This is a genomic window from Phenylobacterium sp. Root700 (assembly GCF_001429025.1).
Taxonomy (GTDB): domain Bacteria; phylum Pseudomonadota; class Alphaproteobacteria; order Caulobacterales; family Caulobacteraceae; genus Phenylobacterium.
The window spans coordinates 63118-89512 of sequence record NZ_LMHT01000029.1 but is presented as its reverse complement, the minus strand read 5'-3'; the positions used below and the strand labels follow the sequence as shown (position 1 = coordinate 89512).

32 protein-coding genes are annotated in these 26395 nt (G+C 68.0%); 18 read left to right on the top strand and 14 right to left on the bottom strand.

Annotation, left to right across the window (positions count from 1 at the left end; all coding sequences use genetic code 11):
- Window positions 1-13: 13 nt before the first annotated feature.
- The 3 genes from ASE02_RS14705 to ASE02_RS14695 are packed head-to-tail and all read left to right on the top strand — an operon-like array spanning window position 14 to window position 4081.
- Window positions 14-1105, top strand: a complete 1092-nt coding sequence (locus tag ASE02_RS14705; RefSeq protein WP_056735286.1) for an HlyD family secretion protein — start codon at window positions 14-16, stop codon at window positions 1103-1105.
- Entirely contained in the window at window positions 1102-2634 is a 1533-nt protein-coding gene (locus ASE02_RS14700) for a DHA2 family efflux MFS transporter permease subunit (protein ID WP_056735285.1), read from the top strand. The genes ASE02_RS14705 and ASE02_RS14700 overlap by 4 nt, the downstream gene beginning before the upstream one ends.
- The gene (locus ASE02_RS14695) at window positions 2618-4081 is read left to right on the top strand and encodes an efflux transporter outer membrane subunit (RefSeq protein ID WP_056735284.1); all 1464 of its coding nucleotides are present in this window, start codon (window positions 2618-2620) and stop codon (window positions 4079-4081) included. The genes ASE02_RS14700 and ASE02_RS14695 overlap by 17 nt, the downstream gene beginning before the upstream one ends.
- Window positions 4082-4294: 213 nt before the next feature.
- Here the strand turns inward: ASE02_RS14695 and ASE02_RS14690 are convergent, their stop codons facing one another.
- The 4 genes from ASE02_RS14690 to ASE02_RS14675 form a co-directional block, all read right to left on the bottom strand.
- Window positions 4295-4807, bottom strand: coding sequence for a DUF1993 family protein (locus ASE02_RS14690; protein ID WP_056735283.1), 513 nt, complete (start codon window positions 4805-4807; stop codon window positions 4295-4297).
- 72 nt (window positions 4808-4879) lie between these two features.
- Window positions 4880-5782 (bottom strand): LysR substrate-binding domain-containing protein, encoded by a 903-nt coding sequence (locus ASE02_RS14685; protein WP_056735282.1) that lies wholly within the window; start codon window positions 5780-5782, stop codon window positions 4880-4882.
- 62 nt (window positions 5783-5844) lie between these two features.
- Entirely contained in the window at window positions 5845-6066 is a 222-nt protein-coding gene (locus ASE02_RS14680; RefSeq protein ID WP_056735281.1) for a hypothetical protein, read from the bottom strand.
- 139 nt (window positions 6067-6205) lie between these two features.
- Window positions 6206-7666, bottom strand: a complete 1461-nt coding sequence (locus ASE02_RS14675) for an alginate export family protein (RefSeq protein ID WP_082602104.1) — start codon at window positions 7664-7666, stop codon at window positions 6206-6208.
- 109 nt (window positions 7667-7775) lie between these two features.
- Here ASE02_RS14675 and ASE02_RS14670 point away from each other — a divergent pair, with 109 nt between their 5' ends.
- The 4 genes from ASE02_RS14670 (at window position 7776) to ASE02_RS14655 (ending at window position 9530) form a co-directional block, all read left to right on the top strand.
- Window positions 7776-8144: a DUF4180 domain-containing protein gene (locus tag ASE02_RS14670; protein WP_056735280.1), complete on the top strand. Its 369-nt coding sequence runs from the start codon at window positions 7776-7778 to the stop codon at window positions 8142-8144.
- Between the two features lie 163 nt (window positions 8145-8307).
- On the top strand, window positions 8308-8730 hold the full coding sequence (locus ASE02_RS14665) for a VOC family protein (protein ID WP_056735279.1): 423 nt from the start codon (window positions 8308-8310) through the stop codon (window positions 8728-8730).
- 67 nt (window positions 8731-8797) lie between these two features.
- Window positions 8798-9070 carry a DUF4242 domain-containing protein gene (locus ASE02_RS14660; protein ID WP_056735278.1) on the top strand — a complete coding sequence of 91 codons (273 nt, stop codon included), beginning with the start codon at window positions 8798-8800 and terminating at the stop codon, window positions 9068-9070.
- Window positions 9071-9176: 106 nt separating this feature from the next.
- Window positions 9177-9530, top strand: a complete 354-nt coding sequence (locus ASE02_RS14655) for a hypothetical protein (protein WP_056735277.1) — start codon at window positions 9177-9179, stop codon at window positions 9528-9530.
- Window positions 9531-9692: 162 nt separating this feature from the next.
- Here ASE02_RS14655 and ASE02_RS14650 read toward each other — a convergent pair whose 3' ends face one another.
- The 5 genes from ASE02_RS14650 to ASE02_RS14630 all read right to left on the bottom strand — a co-directional run bounded on the left by ASE02_RS14650 (window position 9693) and on the right by ASE02_RS14630 (window position 11624).
- Window positions 9693-9887: a hypothetical protein gene (locus tag ASE02_RS14650; RefSeq protein ID WP_056735276.1), complete on the bottom strand. Its 195-nt coding sequence runs from the start codon at window positions 9885-9887 to the stop codon at window positions 9693-9695.
- 5 nt (window positions 9888-9892) lie between these two features.
- Complete coding sequence (gene infA, locus ASE02_RS14645; RefSeq protein WP_056735275.1) at window positions 9893-10162, bottom strand: translation initiation factor IF-1; 270 nt, start codon at window positions 10160-10162, stop codon at window positions 9893-9895.
- A gap of 127 nt (window positions 10163-10289) precedes the next feature.
- Window positions 10290-10499: a cold-shock protein gene (locus ASE02_RS14640; protein ID WP_056735274.1), complete on the bottom strand. Its 210-nt coding sequence runs from the start codon at window positions 10497-10499 to the stop codon at window positions 10290-10292.
- A gap of 238 nt (window positions 10500-10737) precedes the next feature.
- The gene (locus ASE02_RS14635) at window positions 10738-11133 is read right to left on the bottom strand and encodes a hypothetical protein (protein WP_056735273.1); all 396 of its coding nucleotides are present in this window, start codon (window positions 11131-11133) and stop codon (window positions 10738-10740) included.
- Window positions 11134-11183: 50 nt separating this feature from the next.
- Window positions 11184-11624 carry a hypothetical protein gene (locus ASE02_RS14630; protein ID WP_056735272.1) on the bottom strand — a complete coding sequence of 147 codons (441 nt, stop codon included), beginning with the start codon at window positions 11622-11624 and terminating at the stop codon, window positions 11184-11186.
- Between the two features lie 157 nt (window positions 11625-11781).
- Here ASE02_RS14630 and ASE02_RS14625 point away from each other — a divergent pair, with 157 nt between their 5' ends.
- Window positions 11782-12483, top strand: coding sequence for a hypothetical protein (locus ASE02_RS14625; protein ID WP_056735271.1), 702 nt, complete (start codon window positions 11782-11784; stop codon window positions 12481-12483).
- Window positions 12484-12504: 21 nt separating this feature from the next.
- Here ASE02_RS14625 and ASE02_RS14620 read toward each other — a convergent pair whose 3' ends face one another.
- Complete coding sequence (locus tag ASE02_RS14620; RefSeq protein WP_056735270.1) at window positions 12505-13179, bottom strand: spermidine synthase; 675 nt, start codon at window positions 13177-13179, stop codon at window positions 12505-12507.
- Window positions 13180-13343: 164 nt separating this feature from the next.
- Here ASE02_RS14620 and ASE02_RS14615 point away from each other — a divergent pair, with 164 nt between their 5' ends.
- The 4 genes from ASE02_RS14615 (at window position 13344) to ASE02_RS14600 (ending at window position 17063) form a co-directional block, all read left to right on the top strand.
- Complete coding sequence (locus ASE02_RS14615; RefSeq protein WP_056735269.1) at window positions 13344-14459, top strand: sensor histidine kinase; 1116 nt, start codon at window positions 13344-13346, stop codon at window positions 14457-14459.
- A 4-nt stretch (window positions 14460-14463) separates the two neighbouring features.
- Window positions 14464-15213: a LytTR family DNA-binding domain-containing protein gene (locus ASE02_RS14610; protein WP_056735268.1), complete on the top strand. Its 750-nt coding sequence runs from the start codon at window positions 14464-14466 to the stop codon at window positions 15211-15213.
- Between the two features lie 228 nt (window positions 15214-15441).
- A complete protein-coding gene (locus tag ASE02_RS14605) occupies window positions 15442-15807 on the top strand; it encodes a YciI family protein (RefSeq protein WP_056735267.1) in 366 nt (121 codons plus the stop codon).
- Complete coding sequence (locus ASE02_RS14600) at window positions 15804-17063, top strand: RNA polymerase sigma factor (RefSeq protein WP_056735266.1); 1260 nt, start codon at window positions 15804-15806, stop codon at window positions 17061-17063. The genes ASE02_RS14605 and ASE02_RS14600 overlap by 4 nt, the downstream gene beginning before the upstream one ends.
- A gap of 64 nt (window positions 17064-17127) precedes the next feature.
- Here ASE02_RS14600 and ASE02_RS14595 read toward each other — a convergent pair whose 3' ends face one another.
- A complete protein-coding gene (locus ASE02_RS14595) occupies window positions 17128-17775 on the bottom strand; it encodes a DUF642 domain-containing protein (RefSeq protein ID WP_056735265.1) in 648 nt (215 codons plus the stop codon).
- Window positions 17776-18110: 335 nt separating this feature from the next.
- Between ASE02_RS14595 and ASE02_RS14590 the strand changes: the two genes are divergently transcribed.
- The 3 genes from ASE02_RS14590 to ASE02_RS14580 are packed head-to-tail and all read left to right on the top strand — an operon-like array spanning window position 18111 to window position 19356.
- Window positions 18111-18524: a glyoxalase/bleomycin resistance/extradiol dioxygenase family protein gene (locus tag ASE02_RS14590; protein ID WP_056735264.1), complete on the top strand. Its 414-nt coding sequence runs from the start codon at window positions 18111-18113 to the stop codon at window positions 18522-18524.
- 26 nt (window positions 18525-18550) lie between these two features.
- On the top strand, window positions 18551-18964 hold the full coding sequence (locus ASE02_RS14585) for a DoxX family protein (protein WP_082602101.1): 414 nt from the start codon (window positions 18551-18553) through the stop codon (window positions 18962-18964).
- A gap of 17 nt (window positions 18965-18981) precedes the next feature.
- Entirely contained in the window at window positions 18982-19356 is a 375-nt protein-coding gene (locus tag ASE02_RS14580; RefSeq protein ID WP_056735263.1) for a DUF1801 domain-containing protein, read from the top strand.
- Window positions 19357-19436: 80 nt separating this feature from the next.
- On the opposite strand, the gene ASE02_RS14575 is transcribed toward ASE02_RS14580, so the two are convergent.
- Complete coding sequence (locus ASE02_RS14575; RefSeq protein ID WP_235536707.1) at window positions 19437-19901, bottom strand: chemotaxis protein CheW; 465 nt, start codon at window positions 19899-19901, stop codon at window positions 19437-19439.
- Window positions 19902-21434: a methyl-accepting chemotaxis protein gene (locus ASE02_RS14570; protein ID WP_056735262.1), complete on the bottom strand. Its 1533-nt coding sequence runs from the start codon at window positions 21432-21434 to the stop codon at window positions 19902-19904.
- A 268-nt stretch (window positions 21435-21702) separates the two neighbouring features.
- Here ASE02_RS14570 and ASE02_RS14565 point away from each other — a divergent pair, with 268 nt between their 5' ends.
- Window positions 21703-22572: an SDR family oxidoreductase gene (locus tag ASE02_RS14565; protein WP_056735261.1), complete on the top strand. Its 870-nt coding sequence runs from the start codon at window positions 21703-21705 to the stop codon at window positions 22570-22572.
- A gap of 289 nt (window positions 22573-22861) precedes the next feature.
- Window positions 22862-23929: a DUF2853 family protein gene (locus ASE02_RS22070; protein WP_082602100.1), complete on the top strand. Its 1068-nt coding sequence runs from the start codon at window positions 22862-22864 to the stop codon at window positions 23927-23929.
- A 48-nt stretch (window positions 23930-23977) separates the two neighbouring features.
- Here the strand turns inward: ASE02_RS22070 and ASE02_RS14555 are convergent, their stop codons facing one another.
- Window positions 23978-24637 (bottom strand): PEPxxWA-CTERM sorting domain-containing protein, encoded by a 660-nt coding sequence (locus ASE02_RS14555; RefSeq protein WP_162257177.1) that lies wholly within the window; start codon window positions 24635-24637, stop codon window positions 23978-23980.
- Window positions 24638-24807: 170 nt separating this feature from the next.
- On the opposite strand from ASE02_RS14555, the gene ASE02_RS14550 reads away from it, so the two are divergent.
- A complete protein-coding gene (locus tag ASE02_RS14550; protein ID WP_056735259.1) occupies window positions 24808-26304 on the top strand; it encodes an MFS transporter in 1497 nt (498 codons plus the stop codon).
- The last annotated feature ends 91 nt before the right edge of the window (window positions 26305-26395 follow it).

The following is a 26395-nucleotide window of genomic DNA, read 5'->3' as shown; positions in this document are numbered from 1 at the left end:
CGTGGAGCAGCCCGTGAGCGACGCGGAAGGTTATCAGGCGATCGCCGAGGCCGAGCAGGAAGCCGCCAGCCATCGGCCGCCGGAACGCTCGCTCGGCCAGAAGCTGCGCCTGCCGCTGATGCTGGGCGGGCCGTTGGCGGTCGTCGCCATCGTCGCCTACTTCGTCCTGACCGGCGGGCGGTTCGAAAGCACCGACGACGCCTATGTGCAGGCCGCGCGCGCCGCCATCAGCCCCAGCATCGACGGCCGGGTGATCGAGATCGACGTCAAGGAGAACCAGCAGGTCCGCAAGGGCCAGGTGCTGTTCAAGCTCGACCCCGCCGACCACCAGGTCGCCCTGGCCCAAGCCGAGGCCGCCCTCGCCGCGGCCCGCTTTGAGACCCAAGGCTCCCAGGCGGTCTATGGCCAGCGCCAGGCCGATCTGGCCGCCGCCCAGGAAACCGTGATCTACACTGAGCGCGAAGCCGCCCGCCAGAAGTCGCTGGCCGCCGCCGGGGTCTCCACCCAGGCCCAGGCCGACCAGGCCGCCCACGAGGCCGAGCAGGCCCGCCGCCAGATCGCCGTCGTCCGCCAGCAGATCGCCTCGGCCCTGGCCGACATCGGCGGGCGCACCGACATGGCGGCCGACCAGCACCCGAAGGTCATGCAGGCCAAGGCCCAGCTGGACCGCGCCAAGCTCAACCTCTCCTACGCCACGATCGTGGCGCCGGCCGACGGCGTGGTCGCCAAGGTCGAGCAGCTCCAGGTCGGCAACCGGGTTTCGGCCTCCCAGACCCTGTTCTGGCTGATCTCCGGCCAGCCCTGGATCGAGGCCAACTTCAAGGAAGACCAGCTGGCGCACATGCGAGTCGGCCAGCCGGCGACGATCAAGGTCGACGCCTATGACCACGACCTGAAGGCCCACGTCGCCAGCTTCAGCCCCGGCACCGGCTCCAGCTTCGCCCTGCTCCCCCCGGAGAACGCCACCGGCAACTGGGTGAAGGTCGTTCAGCGCCTGCCCGTCCGGCTGGTGCTCGATGAAGCCGCGCCGCATCTAAGCGGCGGCCTCAGCGCCAAGGCGATCGTCGACATTCGCTCGGCGAAGACGGCGGCGGCGGCGCGATGACCCGCGCCGGAAACGGCAAGGGCGACGCGGCCAACCGCGTCGCGATCACCGTCTCCATCATGCTGGCGACGGTGATGAACTCGCTGGACACCACCATCGCCAACGTCGCCCTGCCCCATATCCAGGGCAGCGTCTCGGCCTCGGCCGACCAGATCACCTGGGTCCTGACCTCCTACATCGTCGCGGCCACCATCATGACCCCGCTGACCGGCTTCCTGGCCGACCGGCTGGGCCGCAAGATGGTGTTCCTGATCTCCATCGCCGGCTTCACCATCGCCTCGATGCTGTGCGGCGTCGCCGCCAGCCTGTTCGAGATCGTACTGTTCCGCCTGCTGCAGGGCCTGTTCGGCGCGGCGCTGATCCCGCTGTCGCAAGCCGTGCTGCTCGACATCAACCCGCCCGAGAAGCACGGCCAGGCCATGGCGGTCTGGGGCGCGGCGGCCGTGCTCGGCCCGATCCTCGGCCCCGGGCTCGGCGGCTGGCTGACCGACAACCTCGACTGGCGCTGGGTGTTCTTCATCAACCTGCCGATCGGCATCCTGGCCTTTGGCGGGGTGTTCCTGTTCCTGTCGGAGAAGAAGGGCGAGGAGAAGCGGCCCTTCGACATGCTGGGCTTCGCCAGCCTGGCCCTGACCATCGGCGCCTTCCAGATGATGCTGGACCGCGGCCCCGGCCAGGACTGGTTCGCCGCCACCGAGATCTGGATCTACCTGATCGTCGCGATCATCGCGGCCTGGATCTTCGGGGTGCAGCTGGCCACCGCCGCCAAGCCGTTCGTGGCCCGCGCCCTGCTGGCCGACAGCAACTTCATCACCTGCTGCGTGTTCGGCTTCTTCGTCGGCATCCTGCTCTATTCGACCTTGGCCCTGCTCCCGCCGATGATGCAGAATCTGCTCGGCTATCCAGTGGCCTTCACCGGCCTGGTCTCCATGCCGCGCGGCATCGGTTCGTTCATCGCCATGTTCGCGGTCGGCCAGCTTATCGGCCGGGTGAACATCAAGCTGATCCTGCTGGCCGGCCTGAGCATCAGCGCCATCTCGCTCTGGCAAATGACCCACTTCAGCCTGGGGATGGACACCGACCTGATCATCGTCTCCGGCTTCCTGTCGGGGGTCGGCACCGGCCTGATCTTCGTGCCGCTCTCGACCATCGCCTTCGCCAAGGTGGCGTCCCAGTACCGGGCCGAGGGCGCGGGGCTCTTCACCCTGGTCCGCAACATCGGCTCGTCCGCCGGCATCTCGATCATGCAGGCCAGGTTCATCACCGGCATCGAGACCCACCACGCGGTGTTGGTCGAGCACGCCCGCCCCGACAACCCGCTCTACCAGGCCTACGCCCCGACGGTCTTCCAAACCCAAGGCGCCATCGCCGGCTTGAACAATCTCATCACCCGCCAAGCCTCGATGCTCTCCTACATCGACGATTTCCGGCTGATGTTGGTGATCACCGTCCTCTGCGCTCCCCTGATCCTCCTCATGCGTACCCCCAAAGCCACGGGGGGAGAGACCGTCCATGTCGCAGCCGATTAAGTCCCGCCTCGCCGCCATCCTCGCCTGCGCCAGCCTTTCGGCCCTCGTGGCCGGCTGCGCGAGCGTGGGCCCCGACTTCGCCCGCCCCGACGCCCCGGCCGCCAGCAGCTATGCGATGCAGGGCGACGCCGCCCCGCCGCAGGCGCGCCTCGACGCCGCTTCCAGCGCCAGCGGCCCGTGGTGGAACGCCTTCGGCTCCCCGGCCCTCGACAGCGTGATCCGCCAGGCCCTGGCCGACAGCCCGACCATCACCGAGGCCGACGCCACCCTGCGCCAGGCGCAATCGGCCCTGGCCCAGGCGCACGGCGCGGCCGGTCCCCAGGTCGACATGAACGCCGGCGCCAAGCGCGAGCACGCCAACCTCCAGGCCTTCGGCTTCACCGGTTTCGGCGACGTCGAACTCAGCAACCCGACCTTCAACCTCTACTCAGTGGGAGCCGGGGTCGGTTACGATCTGGATCTGTTCGGCGGGCAGCGCCGGCGGATCGAGGGGGCGGCCGCCCGCGCCCAGGCCCAGAGCCAGCGCGCGGACGCCGCCTATCTCACCCTCACCGCAAATGTGGCCCTCCAGGCGGTGACCATCGCCACGCTCCAGGCCCAGATCGACGCGGTCGATGCGATGATCGCCGCCGACGAAGCCAATATCGACCTGGTCCGCCGCGCCAATGCGCTCGGCGGCTCGACCAGCACGGCCAAGGTCGCGGCCCAGAGCCAGCTCGAGCAAGACCGCGCCCTGCTGCCGCCCCTGCGCGGCCAGCTCGCCGCCGCCCGCCACGCCCTGGCGGTCCTGGTCGGCCACGCTCCCGCCGATTGGACAGCGCCTGACTTCAAGCTGACCGAGATCGCCCTGACCTCGGCCGTGCCGCTCGCCCTGCCTTCGGAGTTGGTGCGCAAGCGGCCCGACATCCTGGCCGCCGAGGCCGACCTGCATGCGGCCACCGCCGACATCGGGGTCGCCACCGCCGACCTCTATCCGAACATCCGGCTGACCAGCTCGCTGACCCAGGGTTCGCTGAAGCCCGGCGACATCTTCTCCTACGACGCCAGCGCCTGGGACCTCGCCGCCGGCCTGACCGCGCCGCTGTTCGACGGCGGCGCCCTGAAGGCCCGCCGCCAGCAGGCGCGTGAAGCGGCCCAGGCGTCCTCGGCCCGCTACCAGCAGACCGTGCTCACCGCCTTCGCCCAGGTCGCCGACGCCCTCACCGCCCTGGCCGCCGACGACGAGGCCATCGCCGCCCAAGGCCGCGCCCAGGTCCAGGCCGACGAGACCCTGCGGCTGGCCAAGGTCGCCTACGAAAAGGGCGGCGGCACCCTGCTGGAGGTGCTCGACGCCCAGCGCCGCGCCCACGACGTCCAGTCGTCCCTGGCCCGCGCCCAGGGCCAACGCCTGGCCGACGCAGTACGCCTCTTCGCCGCCTCCGGCGCCGACTGGCGCACGGCGAGCTGATCGCCACCGGCCACAACTCGTCATCCTAGGCACAAGGCCTAGGATGACGAAAGCTGGGGATGACGAAGTTTGGGGCCCGCGCTCACGCCAGATCCTCCCCCGCTGGGGGAGGTGGCGCGCGCAGCGCGACGGAGGGGGCCAGCGGCAAGAGCCGCAAGTCCCCCTCATCAGCCATTCGGCCGACAGATCCCCCAGCGGGGGAGCATCTCGTGATCAGCCGGCCGCGCCGAGATAATCCATCTTGCCGATCTTCACGCCCTGGCTGCGCAGGATGTCGTGGGCGGTGGCGACGTGGAAGAAGAAGTTCGGCAGGGCGAAGGTCAGCAGATAGACGTCGCCGGGGAAGCTGATCTTGCGCTCGGGACCGAAGTTCAGCTCGACGGTCTTGGTCTCGCTGCCTTCCAGCGCCGCCTCGTCGAGGGTCTCCAGATAGGCCACAGTGTCGGCCACCCGCTTGATCAGGTCGCCGAAGGTCGTCTCGGTGTCGGGCATCGGCGGCGAGGCCACGCCGCTCAGCCGCTGGCCCGAGAGCTTGGAGGTGTCGCTGGCGCGCTGCACCTGGCCGGCCAGGTTCAGCATGTCGGGGGCGAGTTGGGCGTTGATCAGATCGGCTTCGGCGACGCCGGTCTGGGCCGCGTGGGCCGCGCCCTTTTCCAACAATCCGGAGAGCGCCTGCAGCCCCCGGACGAAGACCGGGATCGAGACCTGATGCATGGAAAGGGACATGGCGTGCTCCAACGGTAGAGGTGAGCGCCCGATATGGTCCCGCCCCTCGCCCGCCGCAACGGCGTTCGGCGTTCAGGCCGGTTCGGCCACCAGGCTCGGCGGCAGCGGCGCCGTGCGGGCCTCCTCGATCAGCCAGTCTCGGAAGGCGCTGACCACAGGGCGCGGCGAGGTCTGCGGCGCCACGAAATGGAACCGCGCCGGACTGCGGACGAACCCGAACGGCGCCGCGAGCCGCCCCGAGGCGATGTCGCCGGCCACGTAGATCCAGGGCGAGACCCCGACGCCCAGGCCCGCCACCGCCGCCTCCAGCATGTAGAACAGGTGCTCGTACTCGCGGTGCTCGGCCGCCTCGCCGATCTGGACATCGGCATGCCGCGCCCATTCGGCCCAGGCCTGGCGGTGCGGACGGGTGTGCAGCCGCGGCGCGCGGGAGATATGCGCCAGATCGCCGGCCAGGCCAGGCGCCATCACCGGGCCGTGGAAGTTGTCGAGGAACGGCGTGGCCTCCAACCCCTCGCCTGGGATCGTCTCGGCCAGCCGGATCGCCGCGTCGAACTGATCGCGGCCGAAATCCACCGGCCCATAGGCCTCGGTGACCCGGATGCTCAGGCCCGGATGCAGGGCGTGGAACCCCGACAGCCGCGGGATCAGCCAGCGCATCGCCAGGGTGCCGACGCAGGAGACATGCAGTTCGCGGTCGGCCGTCGACTTCAGCGACAGGAACGCGCGCTCCATCCCGTCGAAGGCCTCGCCCAGGCTGGCCGCCAGCCGCACCCCGGCCTCGGTCAGCCGCAGGCTGTTGCGCGGCCCCTGGGTCAGCCGCACCCCGCATTCGCGCTCCAGGCTGCGGACCTGACGGCTGATGGCCCCATGAGTGACGCAAAGCTCGTCGGCGGCCACGCTCATCCGCCCTAATCGGGCGAACGCCTCGAAGGCGCGCAGGGCGGTCAGCGGCGGCAGGGTTCGCTTCGACATGTGACCTCAGATCACAGACATGACGCGGTTATATCGGCGGATGACCTGGCTTGGTAGCGGTCTCACCGATCCTTCTCGGTCGGCCCCTGAAGCACCTTCAGCCACGGCGCCGGCGGGTCTTCCAGGCAAGACCGAGGGATGCCGTGACGCGCGGCGACATGGACCCGCAGCACCCACCAGTAACAGGCCCAGATCCGCTCCAGCTCGTAGATCGAGCGCTCCAGCAGCCAGTCCAGGACGCCGCCCTGCCTAGCCTCGCTGATCGGGATCTCGTTGGCTCGCATCGAACCGCCCTCGCGTCATGAGGGCAGGATGCGAGGCCTCGCCCCGCACCGCAAACGACATCTGCGCCGCCTCTTCGTGATCTGAACTCACAGAGGTCGGGCGGGCCGCGAATACCTCACCTAGCGGCGACGGCGGGTCTTAGAAATTGACCACGACATTGACGAAGCCGCCCGTCCAGATGGGCGCGTCGTTGTTGACCACCGAGTCCACGCCCGCGCCGGGAACCGACACGCTGAAGCCCGCCGTCAGGTAGGTGTTGCGGTTCAGCGCGCGATTGTACTCCAGGAACACGTCGTCGGAGAGATGCGCCCGAGTGACGCCGGCGATCGGGTTCACCACGCCATCGACGATCTCGACGCGGGTCGCCTGGCCAAACTGGATCGGACTGCGCAGTTCGTTGGCGCTGATGTGCGCGTAGCGCAGGGTCAGCGTGTCGCGCGGCGTCGGCTGAGTGCGCAGCGTCAGCTGATGGGAATTGACGTTGGAGTTGATGAACACCATCGCCGACTTCGACCCCGTCGACCAGGAACTGGGGCTGCCCTCGTAGTAAAGCGGATCGAACCGCTCCAGCCTGCTGGTCGAGGGATCATCGCCCGAGAAGGTCTGGTAGGCGTAGGACAGCGTCGGCGACCAGGGCGCGCTGGCGAAGGTGTAGCCGACCTGGATGCGCCCAGCCCACGCCTTCAGGTCGATGTCGTTGTTGCGTTCGATCGCCAGGTCGCCGGCGATGAAGGCGTTCTCGAACGCCCCGCTGAACGGATAGGCCCGCCCATAGAGGCTGACGAACTTCAGCCCGTCGCGGGCGCCCGGCAGGATGCTCGGCGCGCCGATCCCGTTCGGCGCGGCCTTCGGATAGGGCGATCCCGATTGCAGCACCTGGCCCACGCTCATCCCGGCGAAGGTCCCGGCCTGCCCGTCGTAACGCAGGTCGACGCCGGCGATCTTCGTGCCGCTGTCGCCGCCCGACTGCTCGTTGGCGTCGACATAGAACCCCGTCCCGGTGAACTTGCCGTAGCCGACCTTGCCCAGCATCGCCATTTCCCAGGCCCGGTGCGGCCCCAGCTTCAGCGCCCCGCGATCAAAGCCGCTGGACCCGCCGTTGGAGATCAGCATCCCGGTCCCGGCGCTGTACTCACGCGGACCGACCGAGAGGTCGAAGGTCAGCCCGCCGGCGCTGCGGGTGTGCACGCCGATGAAGCCCTCCTCCAGCGTGACCCGTCCGGTGTCTCCGGTGTCGAAGGCGTCGGTCCCCACGGTTGCAGAGGCTACCCCCGAAACCATGCCGTAGAGCGTCGTCCCGCCGCCGCCCTGTTTGTAGAAGCTGATCCCAGGCTTGGCGTAGAGCTCGAGCCATTCCTTGTCGGCGTCGAACCGGGTCGTCGGCGCCAGGGCCTTGGACATGTTCCAGAACAGGTTCTGCTCGGCGACCGCGTTCACCCCTGCCTGGAAATGGCCCCGAACCACCAGCCCGTCGCTGTCGTGCAGGACCATCGCGTCGGCCGCCTGCGCCCGCGGCGCCGACGGCGCGAGCAGCAACAGCGCCGCGCTGGCCCACAACGCCCGCCCCGCCGTCCTGCGTCGCCAATCAGCCCCCATCATTCGTGAACGCCCCACAGAACCCCGCCCCGGTTTTCCTCGGTGCTCCAATGCGACTCTCCCTGATAGGTTGCCGGGCGCCAGGGAAATTTGCGCCGGAGAACCCCGCAGCATGACAGGACAGGTCACCGACATCGGCGCCCTTCGCGCCTTCGTATGGAACGCCGAGGGACCGCTCCTGGCCACCTCGCGCGATGCGTCCGACCTAGTCGGCGAAGCGTTCTCCGCCGACGCGCGCCTGGTCGTCGTTCCGGTCGAGCGGCTGGGCGGCGACTTCCTCAAGCTGTCCTCGGGCCTGGCCGGCGAGGTGCTGCAGAAGTTCGTCAACTACGGCCTGAAGATCGCAATCCTCGGCGACGTCTCCGCCGCGAGCGCCGCCAGCGGCCCGCTGCGCGACTTCATCTACGAGTCCAATCGCGGCAAGAGCGTGTGGTTCGCGCCCGACATGGCGGCGTTGGAGGCGCTGGTCGCGCGCGGTTGAATTCCGCCCCCTCGCCGCTAAGCTGGCCCGGTCGAAAAAGGCGGATCGGTATGGTTAGCCCGATCGCACCCCGCCGGGGTGTTCTGGCCGAGGCTTAGCCTTCGAGTCCCACGACCCTGACCTGCCGGCGCATGGTGCGCCGGCACAGCAAAGGGCGTGTGTGATGCAACAGCAGATTTCGGTGATCACCCTCGGCGTCACGGACCTGGCCCGTTCGCGCCGGTTCTATGTCGAAGGCTTCGGCTGGACGCCGGTGTTCGAGAACGAAGAGATCGTCTTCTACCAGATGAACGGCCTGATGCTGGGGACCTGGCTGCAGTCGGGCCTGGAGGACGACATGCGGCGCCAAGGCCTGTCGCGGCCCGGCGCCTTCGCCCTGGCCCACAACGTCGCGCACCTGACGGACGTCCAGCCGCTGATCGACCAACTGGCCCTGGCCGGCGGAAAGGTCCTGCGCGACGGCGACGCCCCGCCGCACGGCGGCTTTCGCGGCTATGTCGCCGACCCCGACGACCACGCCTGGGAGATCGCCTGGAATCCGGCCTGGACGATCGACGAGCATGGCGCCGTGACCTTCGGCCTGTAGGAAATCCTTGTCATTCGGCGCAATGAGGCGCGCAGTGACGCTTCACGCCAAGCCATGGGAGAAACCCGTGCCTCAGTTTGTCATAGAGCGGAACATGCCCGGCGTCGGGGCCCTCAGCCCCGGCGAATTGCAGGGCGCCTCGCAGACCTCCTGCAATGTCCTGCGCGACCTCGGCCCCGATATCCAATGGGTCCAAAGTTACGTCACCGACGACAAGATCTACTGCGTCTATCGCGCGCCCAGCGAAGACCTCATACGCGACCACGCGCAGAAGGCGGGCTTCCCGGCCAACACCATCTCCCAGGTCCGGGCGATGATTGACCCGACGACCGCCGAGTAGACCCAAGCCTGCGCGACGGCCGAGATCTGACGCTCCTCCGGCTGCCTGGCTGGTCGGAACCATTCCAGCTTGGCCGTCGTTCGGGTTTCTTGACCCGGAGCGTTCCATGAAGCCCATCGTCTTGGCCGGCCTGCTTGCGGCCTGCGTCCTACCCACCGCCGCCGCGGCCCAGCCCGTGGCGCTCGGCCTCACGCGCCTGCAGCTGGAGGACGCCGACCTGGTTGACGCCAAGGGCCGCGAGATCGGCGAGGTCGAGCGGGTGCTCGTCGACGCCAAGGGCGCGGTGACCGGGCTGATCGTCGAGATCGACCGCCCCGACCCCACCCCCGACCACATCGCGCGCATCCCGCTGACCAGCCTCGCGGCCATCCCCGACCCCGACGAACCGGGCGACTTCGACATCCAGACCCAGCTCACTATCGACGATCTGCTGGCCCTGCCGGCGACGAGCGTTCGCTAACCCTCGCCCGCAGATCCGCTCATCCCGACGGAGCCCGGGCCCGAACCCCGGACATGCAAAAGGGCGCGGTCCAGCCACGCCCCTGCACAACTATCGTATCTTGATCCCGGACCGCCGCGACGCGGCGGTCTCCGGGATGACCGTCAAACGCCGAGGTAGGCGTTAGACGTGTTCAGGCGCCTGATGCGTCGCGGCGCAGATGGCGCTCAGATGGCCTTGCAGCGACCGGCTGGCGAGCAGAGCGTCGACGGCGCGGCAGCCTTCTTCCTTCAGCCGGGTCTTCAATTGCCCGATGCTGGCGAACTGACCGGTGCGGGCCAGGGCGTAGGCGCGTTCTACAGTGGAGACTTCAGCCATAACAATCACCGCTTCCTAAAGGGAGGACGTTGACCACCGCCGACCCGGGGGCCGTCGGTCTTGTGCCGGAAGGTGATCCGACCACGGGTCAGATCGTACGGCGTCATCTCGACGATAACACGGTCCCCGACCAGGGAGCGGATTCGGTTCTTCTTCATCTTGCCGGCGGTGTAGGCCAGGATCTCATGATCGTTATCGAGCTTCACGCGGAACCGGCCCTCTGGCAGCAGTTCAATGATCAGCCCGTCGAATTCGATGAGCTCTTCCTTGGCCATACATGGCCTCCTTTCTGCTAGGCCGCGTTTTATCCCGTAGCGATAGGATAACGCGGCAAACGAAAAAACGGGCCGGCGAATCGCCGGCCCGTCTCAACTTAGTGCAGGCTTGAAGCCTGCCGCCGTCTTAGACGGACTGGAGCTGGCCCGCGGACATCTTGCCGCTGCGCTGATCGCGCTCCAGTTCGAACGCGACCTTTTGGCCTTCGTTCAGGGTGCCCATGCCGGCACGCTCAACGGCCGAAATGTGCACGAAGACGTCCGCTCCACCTTCATCAGGTTGGATGAAGCCAAAGCCCTTGGTTCCGTTGAACCACTTCACAACGCCGGTAGCCATGTTTAGTCCCTTTCCGGGTCTAGTATATTCTCTGAACCAAGTTCGGCCGAGAGATCAAAATTTCGGAGAGGGTCGAAGGCGGGTTCCGGATGTCCGCAGAGCGAACGAGGGATAGCGGCCGAACCACAACGATATTCGATGGGTCCTTAAATCCTACATTGGCGCGAAAAGCAAATTCTTTCGGGAAAGCTGAGCCGCGACAGATCCGCAACCCCCCAGCCGCTAAGGCGCCGGCGCCCTAAACATAACTGTCGGTGACGACCATGAGGGCCAGGAATCCGGCGACGATGGTCAGCCCCGTCATCGCCAGCCCGAGGCATTGGATGAAGCGGCGAACCGGCCCCGCGTCCCGCGCCACGACGACCGGAAGGGCCAGGCTTACGACGATCATCAGATAGATGAACCAGGTGCGCCAGTCCGCGGCGCCCCGGCTGGCGGCCGCCTGACCGCCGAACGCCACGGCCCACATGAGCGCGAGGGCGGCGGGGACCGGCAAGATCAACACGGGAAGCAGCCGACGCTGCGCCTCCTGGTCCTCGTAGGGGAACGTCACGACCGCGCCCGACACGCCGCAGACGATGGCGACGACGGGCAGGACCTCGAAAAGCAGCAACGTCCACATGACGCTGATCATGACACTTTCATCGACCCTGGGGCAGGCTGCGCGCCGCGCGACGAGCTGAGCTACCCCTCACGGACCGGAGTGTGGAACATGATCGTCAGGTGACCGCGCGCCGCCGACGCCAGGGCCGCCGCGAGCGTTCCGATCAGCAGGAACATCGCGGCCTCCGCAAAGGCCGGCGCGAACATCGTCAGGTCCGGCGCGGGCCTGACATTCACCAGCCCCAGACACACCTTCATCACCTCATAGATCGCCCGGACGAACGCCAGCAGCGGCGCGGTGACGACCACGGCCGACAGATAGGCCAACGCACTATCGCGCCAGGCCCCTCGCCCTCTGACGAACGCGATCCACTGCATCGCCCAGACGATGATCGTGGCGACGATGGACGCCAGCAGCACCGCGAAGACGATCTGCGCCAGCCAGTCCGAGTGAGTGAAAATCCTGAGTAGGGTCAGGCGCTCCTCGTCAGGAACCAGTCTACGCACCTCGACCATCGTCACGCCCCTCGCCCAAGCTTTTAACTAGGCTGATAAGGCCCGAGCTTGGCAATATCGCCCACGCCGCTCACCACCCGGAAAAGTTGATTGTCGTGGACAACGCACCGACCGCCCGCTCAATAGAAGCCGTCGTGTGGGGCGACGGTTTGAGGGGCGAGCAATGAAATCCTGGACGTTTTGCATCGCGCTGACGGCGCTCGCGGCCGCGTCGACCGCCGCCGCCGACACCCTGACCTTCACCCCGCAGCCCAGCGCCTCGCAAAAGCTGGGCGTCGCCAGCGGCAAGCCGGCCCTGCAGTCGGACGGCCGCGCAGTCAGCGCCGTGCTGGTGCTGAACAACGCCACCCTGGACGCCGCGGCCGCGCCGATCTTCCTGGTCGGCGTGCACAACGCCGCCGCCGCGCCGCTGAACATCACCATCAAGTCCATCAGCGCCAAGGCGGGCGAGACTGTCGTCCATGTGTTCACCGCCGAGGAACTGCGCAAGTCGGCCCAGGACCACCTGACCATCGCCCAATCCCAACTGCGCGCCAGGACCGACCCGAACGCCGGCCTCGGTCAGTCCAGCAACATCGGTTATGTCCGCAAGCCTGGCGGCGCCTATCTGGTCGACACCACCCCGCAGGTCGGCTCCAACAAGCGGCTCGCCGCCGAGGCCCAGGTCCGCGTCGAGGCCGCCACCGCCGCGCTGGCGAGCGCCGACGCCGCCGGCTTCAAACCCGCCACCATCGCCGCCGGCGAAAACGCCTGGATCCCGATGACGCTCGCGGCCCTCCCAAAGAAGGCCTCCACCCTCCAGCTCACCCTGACCGCCGCCGGCGAGACCCACGTCTTCACCTACGCCGTTACGCGCCAGCCCTAGCGTCTGGGCTCCGGAACCAGCTCAGCTCTTGGTCCCGATCCAGATCACGTGCCGCGCGCCTCGCCCCTTGCGGTTGGCGTGGACGCGGACCTCCTCGACGGCGTAGCCCGTGGTCCGCAGCCGCCGGGCGAACTCGTTGTTCGGCCCCGACGACCACACCGCCAGCAGTCCGCCGGGGCGCAGCGCCTTGGCGCAGGCCCGCAGGCCGGGGACCGAATAGAGCCCGTCATTGGCGTCGCGGCTGAGGCCGCCCGGCCCATTGTCGACGTCCAGCAGGATGGCGTCATAGCCGCCGTCCGCCGCGCCGATCAGGGCGGCGACGTCCACCTCGTGGATCGCCACGCGCGGGTCGGTCAGGCTGTCGCCGAAGATGTGGGCCATCGGCCCGCGGCCCCAGGCCACCACCGCCGGCACCAGCTCGGCGACGTCGACCTGCGCCGTGTCCGGCAGCTCGGCCAAGGCCGCGCGCAGGGTGAAGCCCATCCCCAGCCCGCCGATCAGCATTGCCGGCTTGGGCCGCCCGGCGATGCGCTCGCAGGCCAGACTGGCCAGCGCCTTCTCCGACCCGCTCATCCGGCTGTTCATCAGCTCGATCGAGCCGGACATGATCGAGTATTCCTCGCCGCGCCGCATCAGCCGCAGCTCGTCCTCGCTGTCGGGAATCTTCGCGGTGTCGAGATGGACCCAGGGAATCAAGGAAACCTCACCTTTTCAGCAGCCGACACACCTATTCCATGCCGGGCCGCGCGGCCACGCCGCCGCACCTCCATCGACCAATCGCGACGCTGGCGCGACCAAAATGGAAGCCTCGCCGCCTGGCCTGAGTTATGGTCAAGTCCGGCTGGAGCAGAGGGCGCCCCATGTTCAGGACCGAGGAAATCCGGCAAGTCGCCTGGCTGACATTGGGCGTATGGCTGCTGTCGGCCACGCTGTTCGTCATCACCTATATTCTGGTCAACGGGTCGATCTCGGCCGTGTATTTCGCCACCGCCGTGGCGATGAACCTGCTCGGCGTCGTCGGCTCCATCGGCCTCTACCAGGCCGCGTCCCATACCCGGTATCGGTCCACCCTGGTGCGGGTCGGCGTCGTCGCGGCCGCGGCGGCGGCGGCCTCGGCGGGGCTCAGCCTGATCGACGTCCTGATGATGGACTTCGTCAACGGCGTTTTCGACGCCGGCAAGATGTCGACCAGGCCGCTGTGGATCCGCTCCTCGGTGAACTTCGCCGCCTTCCTGTGGGTGTTCGGCATGCTGGCGGCGATCTACCTGACCCTCCAGGCCAACTGGACGGTGCGCGAGCGCGAGCGCCAGCTCGCCGACGCCCGCACCGCCGCCAGCGAGGCCAACGCCGCGGCTAGCGCCGCGCGGCTGGCGGCCCTGCGCTACCAGCTCAATCCGCACTTCCTGTTCAACACCCTGAACGCCGTCTCGGCTGCGGTGATCACCCGCAAGACCGACCAGGCCGAGAGCATGCTCTCCAAGCTGGCCGACTTCCTGCGCGTCACCTTGGTGGCCGATCCCCAGGCGATGATCCCGGTCGAGGACGAACTGGCCACCCTCCAGGCCTATCTGGAGATCGAGGCCGTCAGGTTCCGCGAGCGTCTGGCCCTGGAGTTCGTCTGCCCGAACGAGCTGCGCGAGGCTCAGATCCCCAGCTTCCTGCTGCAGCCGCTGATCGAGAACGCCATCAAACACGGCGTGGCGCCCACCAGCCAAACCGTCACCATCCGGCTGGAGGTCCACCGCGAGGACGACGACCTGGTGATCCTGGTTCAGGACGACGGCGACGGCCAAGGCGCCCAGGGCGAAGTCCGCCCCGGCGCGGGCGTCGGCCTGCGCAACATCCGGCTGCGGCTGGAGACCCTCTATGGCCCGCGCGGCGCGCTGCAGGCCGCGCCGCTGGACCGCGGCTTCCTGGCGATGGTCCGCCTGCCGCTGCAATGGCCGCCGGCCAAGCCCTTGTCGCAGGCGGCCTGACCCGATGCGCGTGCTCCTGGTCGACGACGAACCCGCCGCGCTTGAGCGGCTCTCGGCCCTGCTCGCCGACGCCAGCGACGTGAGCATTGTCGGAACCGCGCGCAACGGACGCGAGGCCGCCCAGGCCATCGCCGACCTGAAGCCCGACCTCGTCCTGCTCGACATCCAGATGCCCGAGGCCAGCGGCCTGGCCGTGGCCGCCGCCCTGCCCCTGGACGAACGCCCGGAGATCGTCTTCGTCACCGCCTTCGAACTCTACGCCGCCGACGCCTTCGAGGTGGAGGCCGCCGACTATCTGCTCAAGCCCGTGCGGTTCGACCGGTTGCGGCAGGCCATCGAGCGCGCGCGCCGCCGCCAGGCCCTGCGCGCCGCCGCCGCTCGCGCCGAGAGCGCCCTGGCCGCGCCGGCCGATGAGGACCCCGACGGCTTCTGGGTCCAGGTCCGCACCGGCTTCGTCCGCGTGCCGCTGGCCGATATCGACTGGATCGAGGCCGCCAAGGACTATGTGCTGCTGCACACCGCCACCCGCAGCCACATCCACCGCGCGACCATGAACGCCCTGGAGCGCAAGCTGAACCCGGCCGAACTGACCCGCGTGCACCGCTCGGCTTTCGTGCGCCCCTCCCGCGTCAAGGAGGTCCAGCGCCTGGGCAAGGGCCTGATCTCGCTGATGCTGCAAGACGGCGTCAGCGTCGCCGTCGGCCCGTCCTACGTCAACGCCGTCACCGGCCGCCTGGCGCTCTATCAGGACTGAGCGCGCGGCCCCCCAGCATCGTTATCCTCCGGTCAGCCGCAGGCTGATCCGGGGGACCCAAGCTGAATTGCAAACCTGGAGCCGCCACATGGGTCCCCCGGATCGTCTTTCAGACGACCGGAGGATGACGAACGTGTGGGGGACGCCAACCCGCCGCCCTCACAGAATTTGCGGCCCCATGTCGGGAGCGGGCATACTCGCCCGTCCTTGGGGAGAACGAGAACGCAAATGCTCTACGCCGTCCTTTGCTACAACGACGAGGCCGTCACCACTTCCTGGACCCAGGAAGAGGACGACGCGGTCATGGCCAAGCTCATGGTCGTCCACGACCAGCTCTATGCCGACAAGCTGCTGGGCCCGTCCATCCGGCTGATGCCGACCACCACCGCCACCACCCTGCGCAAATCCCAGGACCTGGTGATCGACGGCCCGTTCGCCGAGACCAAGGAACAGCTGCTCGGCTTCTACATCATCGACGTGGCGGACCTCGAGGCTGGCCTCCAGGTCGCCCGCGATCTCGGCAAGGCCAATCCCGGCGGCGCCTATGAGCTGCGCCCGATCAACCTCTACATCCCTGGAATGGAGATCAAATGAGCGACCCGGCCTGGATCGATGCGGCCCTCACCTCGGCGCGCCCCCAGGCCGTTGGCGCTCTGCTGCGCTATTTCCGCGACCTCGACACCGCCGAGGAGGCGTTCCAGGACGCCTGCCTGCGGGCGCTGAAGAACTGGCCGGTCAACGGCCCGCCGCGCGATCCAGCCGCCTGGCTGATCATGGTCGGCCGCAACAGCGGCATCGACGCCGCGCGCCGCAGATCCAAGCAACAGGCCCTGCCCTCCGAGGACGCGATCTCCGATCTCGACGACGTCGAGGCGCCGCTGGCCGAGCGGCTGGACGGCGCGGACTACCGCGACGACATCCTGCGGCTGCTGTTCATCTGCTGCCATCCCGACCTGCCGGCGGTGCAGCAGGTGGCCGTGGCCCTGCGCATCGTCTGCGGCCTGTCGGTGGCGCAGATCGCCCGGGCCTTCCTGGTCGGCGAGAGCGCCATGGAGCAGCGGATCACCCGCGCCAAGACCCGCATCGGCCAAGCCAAGGTCGCCTTCGAAACCCCCGGCCCGGCCGAACGCACTGAGCGCCTCACCGCCGTCGCCGCCGTCGTCTATCTGATCTTCAACGAGGGCTATTCCTCCACCGGCGAGGAGGCCGACCGCAAGGCGCCCTTCGCGCAGGAAGCCATCCGCCTGGCCCGCCTGCTGCTGCGCCTGTTCCAGACCGAGCCGGAGATCATGGGCCTGGCCGCCCTCATGCTGTTGCAGCACGCCCGCGCCGGCGCCCGCTTCTCCCCCAGCGGCGAACTGATCCTGCTCGAGGATCAGGACCGCACCCTCTGGAACCGCGCCATGATCGCCGAGGGCCTGGCCCTTCTCGACAAGGCCCTGCGCCACGCCGCGCCCGGCCCCTATCAGGTCCAGGCCGCCATCGCCGCCCTGCACGACCGCGCGCCGCGCGCCCAGGACACCGACTGGCCCCAGATCGACGCCCTCTACGCCAACCTTGAGCGCATGACCCCCTCGCCGGTCATCACCCTCAACCGCGCCGTGGCCGTCAGCAAGGTCGCCGGTCCCCAGGCCGCCCTCGACATGATCGAGCCCCTGGCCCAGCCCCTGGCCGGCTACTTCTATTTCTACGGCGCCAAGGGCGGGTTCCTGATGCAGCTGGGCCGAGGCCGCGAGGCCCACCAAGCCTTCGACCGCGCCATCGCCCTGGCCGGCACCGCCGCCGAAGCCGCCCACATCCGCCTGCACCTCGACCGCCTGGCCAAGGACGCCGAGGCCGGCGCCCGCTGAGCGCCCAACAAAAAGCCCGCCCCCAAGGCTGGAGGCGGGCCGATTTCGTTCAGCTCATCAACGCCTAGGCGGCGCTGAAAGCATTCCGGCGGCGCGAGATCCGAACCATCGAGCCGGCGGCGCCGAAGCCGATGATCATCATCGCCCAGGTGGCCGGTTCGGGAACCGCCGCCATGACCGAGACATTGTCGAGCGCCGCGCCCCAGCAGCAGTTGGCCGGGGTGTCGCTGGTGCCGGTGAAGACGATCTGGGTCAGGGCGCCGGTCGCGACGAACGACATGCTACGCGACGACCACAACATATTGGCCCGGGTGTTCGTCGGCCCCATGACGTATTGGGTCGCGCCGACCGCCGCGCCTCCGGCGCTGACGGTGATGAAGCGCGCGGCGGCACGTTGCAGGTCCGGATTGCCGGAGATGTCGAACGTCAGGTTGTAGGTCCGGCCAGCTTCGGTGGCGATGGTCTGCCCGATGGCGCCGAGACCGTAACCCCCCATGAGATCAAGACTATAGCCGTCGCCGTCCGACGACTGCCAGGCGCCGTTGAACCAATCGACATAGTTGGTGAGCACCGTCCAACCGGCAATCTGGGTGGCGCTGACAGCAGAAACGGCGGTGGAGCCGACTTTCACGCTCCCCGTGAAGCCGCCGTTGACGACGAGTTCGGTGGCCGCGTTGGCGGCGCCCGGCGACACGGCCAGCGCCAGAGCCAAACTCGACGCCGCGCAAACGGCCTTCAATCTATTGAGAAGCATTTCCAAACCCCACCCACTGTTCAGTTTTCATTAATCGTGACGCTTAGCTACCACAGGCTGCGGCCCTAGGTTGCGTTAACTGACGACATCGTTGCATTTTGTCGAACGCAGCGCGGCCAGCGGATCCTCCCGTCTGGGGAGGTGGATCGACACGCAGTGTCGAGACGGAGGGGGGCTTCCCCGCCGCCGCCAAAAAATCCCGCGGCCCTTGTCGGAACCCCGCGACCTCGTTCGTCCTTGGGACATCTGCGGGACAAACCCGCGCCGAACTGCTCGCAAGAAGGACGGAAACAATGGCCAGCGAAACCATGACCCCGCCGACCGTGACCGGCGTCACCCCCTATATCAACGTCCAGGGCGCCAGCGACGCCTCGGCCTTCTATCAGAAGGCTTTCGGGGCTCAGGAGCTGATGCGGATGCCGGCCCAGGACGGCAAGCGCCTGATGCACTGCCACCTGGTCATCAACGGCGGGCCGCTGCTGATGAGCGACTGCTGGCCGGAGGAAGGTTACCCCTACGAACCCTCCCGATCCTTCACCATGCACCTGCAGGTCGACGACATCGACGCCTGGTGGACGCGCGCGGTCGAGGCCGGCGCGACCCCGGTCATGCCGCTGGCCGACATGTTCTGGGGCGATCGCTACGGCACGCTCCGCGACCCCTTCGGCGTCACCTGGTCGCTCGGCCAGACCCCCAAATCCGCCTGATTACGCAGCAGCTCGGAGCCAACCCCATGGTCACCCTCACCGACACCGCCCCCGCCGCGACGCCCAGGCTGATGCTCTGGACCGGCCGCGTCCTCACCGGCCTGGCGATCGCCTTCATGACCTTCGACACGGTCATCAAGCTGATCGACCTGCAGGTCGTGCGCGACAGCCTGACCCAGCTCGGCTACCCGACCGCGCTTGGCCCCACCATCGGGGCGATCGAGCTGATCTGCCTGCTGCTCTATATCTTCCCCCGCACCGCGGTGCTGGGCGCCGTGCTGCTGACGGCGGTGATGGGCGGGGCGATCGCCAGCCATATGCGGCTGGGCGATCCGCTGGTCTCCCACACCCTGTTCGGCGTCTATCTGGGCGCGGTGATCTGGGGCGGCCTCTACCTGCGCGACGCCAAGCTGCGCGCCATCTTCCCGATCCGGCGTTAGGAAAGGAAACCCACCCCATGTCCGACAAGGTGGACGCCTACATCGCCGCTCTGGACGGCTGGCAAGCCGACACGGCCAGGCTCCTGCGCCAGGAAATCGCCGCCGCCGGCGACCTCGCAGAAGATTTCAAATGGGGCCATCCCATATGGTCGGCGGGCGGCGCGGTCTGCCTGTTCAAAAGCTTCAAGAGCCACATGACCTTCGCCTTCTGGCGCGGCGCGCAGCTGACCGACCTCGACCCTCGGCTGGAGCCTGGCGGCAGCTTCAACATGGCGGCGATCAAGCTCACCGGCCCCGATCAGATCACGTCAAATGAAGTCGGCCGCCTGGTCGCCGCCGCCATCGCGCTCAACCGCGAGCACGGCGACCCGATGAAGACGGCCAGGGCCTAGCCCCCCTTTCCCCCCTGCGCAGCGGTGGAGGGGGCGAGACTGGGCGCTAAGCTTGGGAAGCGCCCCGAAGGGCCCCGCCCTCAGGCCGCCACGCGCTGCTCGGTCGGCAGGACCTGCTCCAGCGAGAGCAGCGTAACGATGCCGTCGTCGGTCGAGATGATGCCCTGGACGAACTCGCGCACCTCCTCGGTTCCCAGGCTCGGCGGCGGCTGCACCATGTCCTCGGTCACCGCGATGATGTCGCAGACCGCGTCTACCAGCAGCCCCACCGGAATGCCGCGGATATGGGCCACCACCACCACCGACGAGCTATCCGGCTGGCAGGCGCCCAGACCCAGGCGCGCGCCCAGATCGACCACCGCCAGGACCACGCCGCGCAGATTGATCATCCCCACCACATAGGACGGCGCATGAGGCATTGGCGTCGAGGCGGTCCAACCCCGGATCTCCCGCACCGCCATGATGTCGAGGGCGAACTGCTGCTCACCGATGCGGACGCTGATCAGCTCCGCGCCGGAGAACCCCGCACGATCTTGGATGTCCACCTAGAACTCCTCCCAGCCTTCGGCTTGCGGAGCCGGTTCATACTTGCGGGCGGTCGCCCCGACCGACACCGGGCCACGGGCCGGCGACGCCCGATACTGTTGTTGTTGCTGCTGCGGCGGCGTGCGGGCCGGCGCGGCGCGGCGCGGCGGTTCAGCCCGGCGAGCGGTCGCCGGCTCCCCGATCGCGAACTCGCCCATCAGGTGGTCCAGCTCCCCGGCCTGCTGGGCCAGGGCGTGGCTCGCCGCCGTCGATTCCTCGACCATGGCCGCGTTCTGCTGGGTCATCTGGTCCATCTCGTTGACCGCGGTGTTCACCTGGGCCAGGCCCGTGGCCTGCTCCTGGGCGGACGCGGCGATCTCGGTGACCAGGTCGGTGATCTTGGCGACCTCGCTAACGATCCGTTGCAGCGCCTGGCCGGTCTTGCCGACCAGCTCAACGCCTGAGCTGACCTGGGCCGTCGAGGCCGAGATCAGCGCCTTGATCTCCTTGGCCGCCTCGGCCGAACGCTGGGCCAGGGCCCGGACTTCGGAGGCGACGACCGCGAAGCCACGGCCAGCTTCCCCGGCGCGCGCGGCTTCAACGCCGGCGTTCAGGGCGAGCAGGTTGGTCTGGAAGGCGATCTCGTCGATCACGCCGACGATCTGGCTGATCTGGGTGGCCGAGGCCTCGATCTTGCCCATGGCGGTGATCGCATCGGCGACCACAACCCCGGAGGCTTCGGCGTCGCCGCGCGCGGCATTGACGACGGTCTGCGCCTCCTTGGCCCCTTCGGCGGTCTTCCTCACCGTGGCGGTGATCTCGTCGAGGGCGGCGGCGGTTTCCTCAAGATTGGCCGCCTGCCGTTCGGTGCGGCGCGAAAGGTCGTCGGCCGCGCTGCTGATCTCACCGGTCCCGGAGCGGATCGCCCCAGCGGTGTCGACCACATTGCCCATCACCTCGTGCAGGCGGTTGTTCGCGGCGTTGAAGTCCGATTGCAGCCGGAGATATTCTTCAGGGAACGCACCGTCGATGCGATAGGTCAGGTCGCCCCCGGCCAGCTTCGACAGCGCCGTCGCCGTGGCTTCCACCGCATAGACCTGCTGCTCGCGGGCCGTGTTGCGCTCGATCTCGCGGCGCTGGTGCTCCTGCTCGGTCGCGGTGATGTCGGTGGCCAGCTTGATGACCTTGTAGAGCTTGCCCGACGCGTCGAACATCGGGTTGTAGGAGGCCTGAAGCCAGACCTCGCGCCCGCCCTTGGCGAGCCGCAAGAACTTGCCGGCGGCGAACTCCCCGTTGTTCAGAGTTCTCCAGAAGGTCCTGTATTCGTCGCTCGCCGCATATTCTGGCGTGGCGAACATGCTGTGCTTGCGGCCTTCAATCTCGGCGGCGGAATACCCCATCGCCTTGGAGAAGTTCTCGTTCGCCCGAATAATCGTACCATCGAGTTGAAACTCAATGACCGCCTGGGACTTGTGGATGGCCCCCAGGACCGCCTCTAGTTCAGCGGTCTTGTCATTGGTCTTCTCGTTTGCGCGATTTCTTCCGAATATCATGAAACTACCCCCCAGCAGCCAGACGAACGTGCAGATGCCCTCCGCACAACCTGAGAGTTGCGCCAGGTAAGTAAATGAAAGCGTAACAACGCGCCGCCTCGCGGGCCTACCCGCTAAGAATTCACAATCTCAGACTGCGCATTTTACGTATAATCCTACAAATCCGTGTATTCGCCTGGCCGCTTATCGGCAAACGAGCGAGCACTCTGGTGTCGTCAGCGTGCAACCGCCTGTTAGGCTGCTTCCCCAAGCGTGAGTTGGAGACCCCATGGACCTTGACCGCATCCTCACCCCCGGCGCGCTCGCCGTGATTACGGGCGCCGCGAGCGGCATCGGCCTGGCGGCGGCCAAGCGCTGCGCCGGGCTTGGCATGCAGGTCGCCCTGGCTGATCTGGGCGGCGAGGACCTGGACCGCGCCCACCGCGCGGTGGCCCAGCTCGCGCGCCGTCCCGACCAGGTGGTCGCCGTCCCCACCGACGTCTCCAGCTTCGATGACGTGGAGAACCTTCAAAGCCGCACGGCGCAGGTGTTCGCGACCGCGCCCGCCCTGTTGATGAACAACGCCGGGATCGGCCTCAATCCGGGCGGGGCGGCCAAGGACCTGGCCGGCTGGCGCCGGCTGATGGACGTCAACCTCTGGGGCGCCATCCACGGCGTCCAGGCGTTCCTGCCCGGCATGATCGCGCGGGCCGCCCCGGCGCTGATCATCAACACCGGCTCCAAGCAGGGCGTCACCACCCCGCCCGGCAACGCGGCCTACAACGTCTCGAAGGCCGCGCTGAAGGTCTATACCGAGGCCTTGGCCCACGAATTGCGCAACACGCCGGGCGCCGAGACCATCACCGCCCACCTGCTGATCCCCGGCTTCACCTTCACCGGCATGACCACCCGGCCCGGCGCCGAGCCCGCCGCCAAGCCGCCCGCCGCCTGGACGCCCGAACAGGTGGTGGACTTCATGCTGCAGCGCCTGACCGCCGACGACTTCTACATCCTGTGCCCGGACAACGACGTGGCCCGCCCGGTGGACGAGCGCCGCATGCAATGGGCCGCCGCAGACATCATCGAGAACCGCCCCGCCCTCTCCCGCTGGCATCCGGCCTGGAAGAAGCGCTTCGAGGCGTTCATGGCGCGAAAATAGCCGGCAGGTCGCCGCGCCGATCAAGCCGACAACTCGTATTGCGTCCGCAACTTCCCGCCGCCGCACAATAAGCAGCCACAGGTAGCATCAATTACTTGACCTGACGTCTATTGGCTGCCGAGATTGCGCGTGGCTCGCTCCAGTCTGGGCGTCGCACGTACTGAACCTGTATCGCGTACACCAACCCCTAAGGGCGTGAATATGCTGCGGAGTTCTGACGCCGCGCTCACAGATCCGCATCCTCGCCCGGTACTCGACGATGAACGCATCGAACGGATCGGAGAAGTCTATGGCTGAAGATTGGTACGCCGACGTCAAGAAATACGCGCCCAACGCCGACACCAACGTCGTCGCGGCGATTGTCCGCTACTGCGGCATCGCCCTGCAAAACAGAGATTCATCATTGGTGGCCTTCACCGATGAGGTCGAAGTCGGGCGCGTCCGCGAGAATTTCCTGAAGAAGAAGCTCGGCCTGACCGACAGCGACGCAGACCTCAACCAGGCGATCGCCGCGGTCGGCGTGAAGATGAAGCAGGACCCCACGCGAAATCGCGTCACCGTCTACTACCTGCTGGCCGAACACTTCAAAAAGCTCGGCCTGTTCGGCGGCGCTGACGTGGTCGAAGGCCCGGGCGCCGCCCCGCTCGCGGCGGTCGGCGCGGCTGCGGCCGGTGTCGGCGCGGCCGCCGGAACCGGAGCGGGAGCCGCGGCCAAGGCTTCTGCTCCGCTCGCTGCGGCGGGGGCTGGCCTAGACGCCGCCGCGACCGGAGCCGGAGCCGCCGCCACCCAGGCCTTCGCCGGCGGCGCGGCCGCCGCCCCAGTCGCCAAATCGGGCCTCATGCGTTGGCTGCCGTGGCTGCTGCTGGCCGGGTTGCTCCTGCTGCTCTGGTGGTTCTTCGCCAACCGCCAGCCGGCCGCTCCGGCGATGGACACCGCCCAGACCACCGCTCCGGCGGTTGCGGCTGCTCCCGCCGCCACGCCGGAAACCCCAGCCGTAACGGCGGCGGCCCCAGGCGCGCCCGTCGCGGTGGCGGTCGTTGGCCTGCCGGCCAATGTCTACTTCGATGTCGGGTCGTTCGCGCCGGGCGACGAAGGCGGCAAGACCATCGCCACGGCGGCTGGCGCGATCACGGCGAGCGCGGCCAAGATCGCCATCACCGCATATACCGACAAGACCGGCGACCTGACCAAGAACCAGGAGCTTGCGAAGAACCGCGCCAAGGCGGTTCGCGACGCGTTGATGGCCGCCGGCGTGCCGCAGGCCAGCATCGAGATGCGCCCGCCCCTGTCCGTCGAGATCGGCGCCGCCGGAACCAGCGACGCCCAGTCCCGCCGGGTCGAGATCACCAGCCAGTAACCTAAAGAAGCAGGGACGGGTCCGCCCGTCCCTGCTTCACTATCGCAGCTAGGCCGCGACCATCCCGCGCCGCGCGCGGCGGACCGCCGTGCCGGCCAGGCCAAAGCCCACGATCATCATCGCCCAGGTCGCCGGTTCGGGCACCGCCGAGCCGCTGAACTGCACTTCCGACAGGCCGACCGGCGCATAGCCGTAGGTTTCCGGGAACTGCTGGTGATTGCCGTCCAGGCTTAGGCGGACGTACCGCGCCACCCCGGCCACATCGAAGGTCTCGCCGGCCAGCAGCTGGCCCGTCCCCCGCGAGAAGCTGTCGGACAGGATGTCGGTGAAGGTCACGCCGTCGGTGGAGATCGACATCACGAAGGCCTTGGCCGCGCGGTCCAGGGTGCTCACCGCGAACTGATCGTCGCCGAAGTTGTAGTTCCACACCTTCAGGCTATCGAGCTTGTAGGCCTTGCCCAGGTCGAAGGTCAGGGTCGCGGCGTCGACGCCCAGATCGGTCATCCACATGTTGGCGAAGCCGGAGTCGTGCTTGTCGCCGACCATGCCGCTGCCGTTGATCAGGTTCTCGGCCTTGTACTGGTTGTAGTGCGTGAAGGTGCTGGAGGCCTCGATACCGACCGGCGCGATGGTGGCGGCCGCGGCCGGGTTGGCCAGCGCGATGGCGGCGGCGGCGAAGGCCGCCGAGAGGATCATGGCCTTGGTCATCATGCTTTCCCTTTTGTTAATTGCGTGGGGAACACATGCCCGGCGCCCATGGCGGCCCGATAAAGCTTCGATGACGGTTTGGCGTAGCAGCGCTTGCGATCCCCCTTCCCCTGGACCCGCAACCCCGCCACAGTTGGCGCAACAAGATAGAGTCCCGGGGGAAGACGCCTATGGCCATGACCGACGCCGCTGCACCGCCGGCGGGGCGAAAGCCCCTGTTTTCAGAGAGCTACAAACAGTCAGTGCTCTGGCTGCTGGTCCTGGCCTACACCTTCAATTTCATCGACCGGACGATCATCGCCACCATCGGTCAGGCGATCAAAGTCGACCTGAAACTCACCGACACCGAACTGGGCCTGCTGGGCGGCCTGGCCTTCGCCCTGCTCTACACCACCCTGGGCATCCCGATCGCGCGGCTGGCCGAGCGCCACAGCCGCATCAACATCATCACCGTCGCGATCATCATCTGGTCCGGCTTCACCGCGCTCTGCGGCACGGCCACCAGCTTCCTGCAGCTGCTGCTGTTCCGGGTCGGCGTCGGGGTCGGCGAGGCCGGGCTGTCGCCGCCCGCCCACTCGCTGATCTCCGACTATTTCGAGCCCAAGAAGCGCGCCTCGGCGCTGTCGATCTATTCCTTCGGCATCCCGCTCGGCACCATGTTCGGCGCCGTGGCCGGCGGCTGGATCGCCCAGAACCTCGACTGGCGCATGGCCTTCATGCTGGTCGGCCTGCCCGGCGTCATCGTCGCCATCCTGCTGAAGATCTTCGTCAAGGAGCCGCCGCGCGGCTATTCCGACGCCATGATGGCCCAGGCCGCCGCCGACGAGGCCGCTGATCTCGCGGGCCTCGCCCGCGCCGACGAGGCGCCCGCCGTCCACGCCTCCCCGCCCTCCGTCCTGGCGGTCGCCAAGCGTATCTTCGGCAAGTGGGGCTTCTTCCACATGGTGGCCGGGATCACCGTGGCCTCCTTCGCCAGCTACGGCACCGGCCAGTATTCGGCCCCCTACTTCATCCGCATGTTCGGGCTGGACCTGGCCACCGTCGGCCTGATCTTCGGCGTGGTCGGCGGCATCGCCGCGGGCATCGGCACCCTGATGGGCGGCTTCCTCACCGATTGGGCGGCCAAGAAGTCCGGCCGCTGGTACGCTCTGGTCCCGGCCTTCGGCCTGCTGATCGCCTGCCCGCTCTACATCCTCGTCTACACCCGCGACGACTGGAAGCTGGCCGCCGGCCTGCTGCTGATCCCGGGCATCTTCCACTACACCTATCTCGGCCCGACCTTCGGCGTGATCCAGAATGCGGTGTCCCTGCGCATGCGCGCCACCGCCACGGCCCTGCTGTTCTTCGTGCTGAACCTGATCGCGCTCGGCTTTGGCCCTCCCTTCTGCGGCTGGTGCATCGACATGCTGTCCCAGGCCCAGTTCGCCCTGACCAACACCGGCTCGTTCTTCGAGATGTGCCCCGGCGGCGTCGGCAAGGAAGGCGCCGGCGCGGCGCTGGACACCGCCTGCAAGCTGGCGACCGCCCAAGGCACCCGCCAGGGCATCGTCTTCAACCTGCTGATCTACGCCTGGGCCGGCGTCCACTACCTGCTGGCCGCCATCACCCTGCCCAAGGACATGGCCGAAGCCCAACGCCTCACCGAAGCCGAAGCGCTGAAGGCCTAAGCCCCGGGTTTCTCCTCCCCCATTCGTGGGGGAGGAGAACCGCCAGCCGGGCAAACCTGACTTCACTTCCTATCGCGTGTTGGAGACCTTG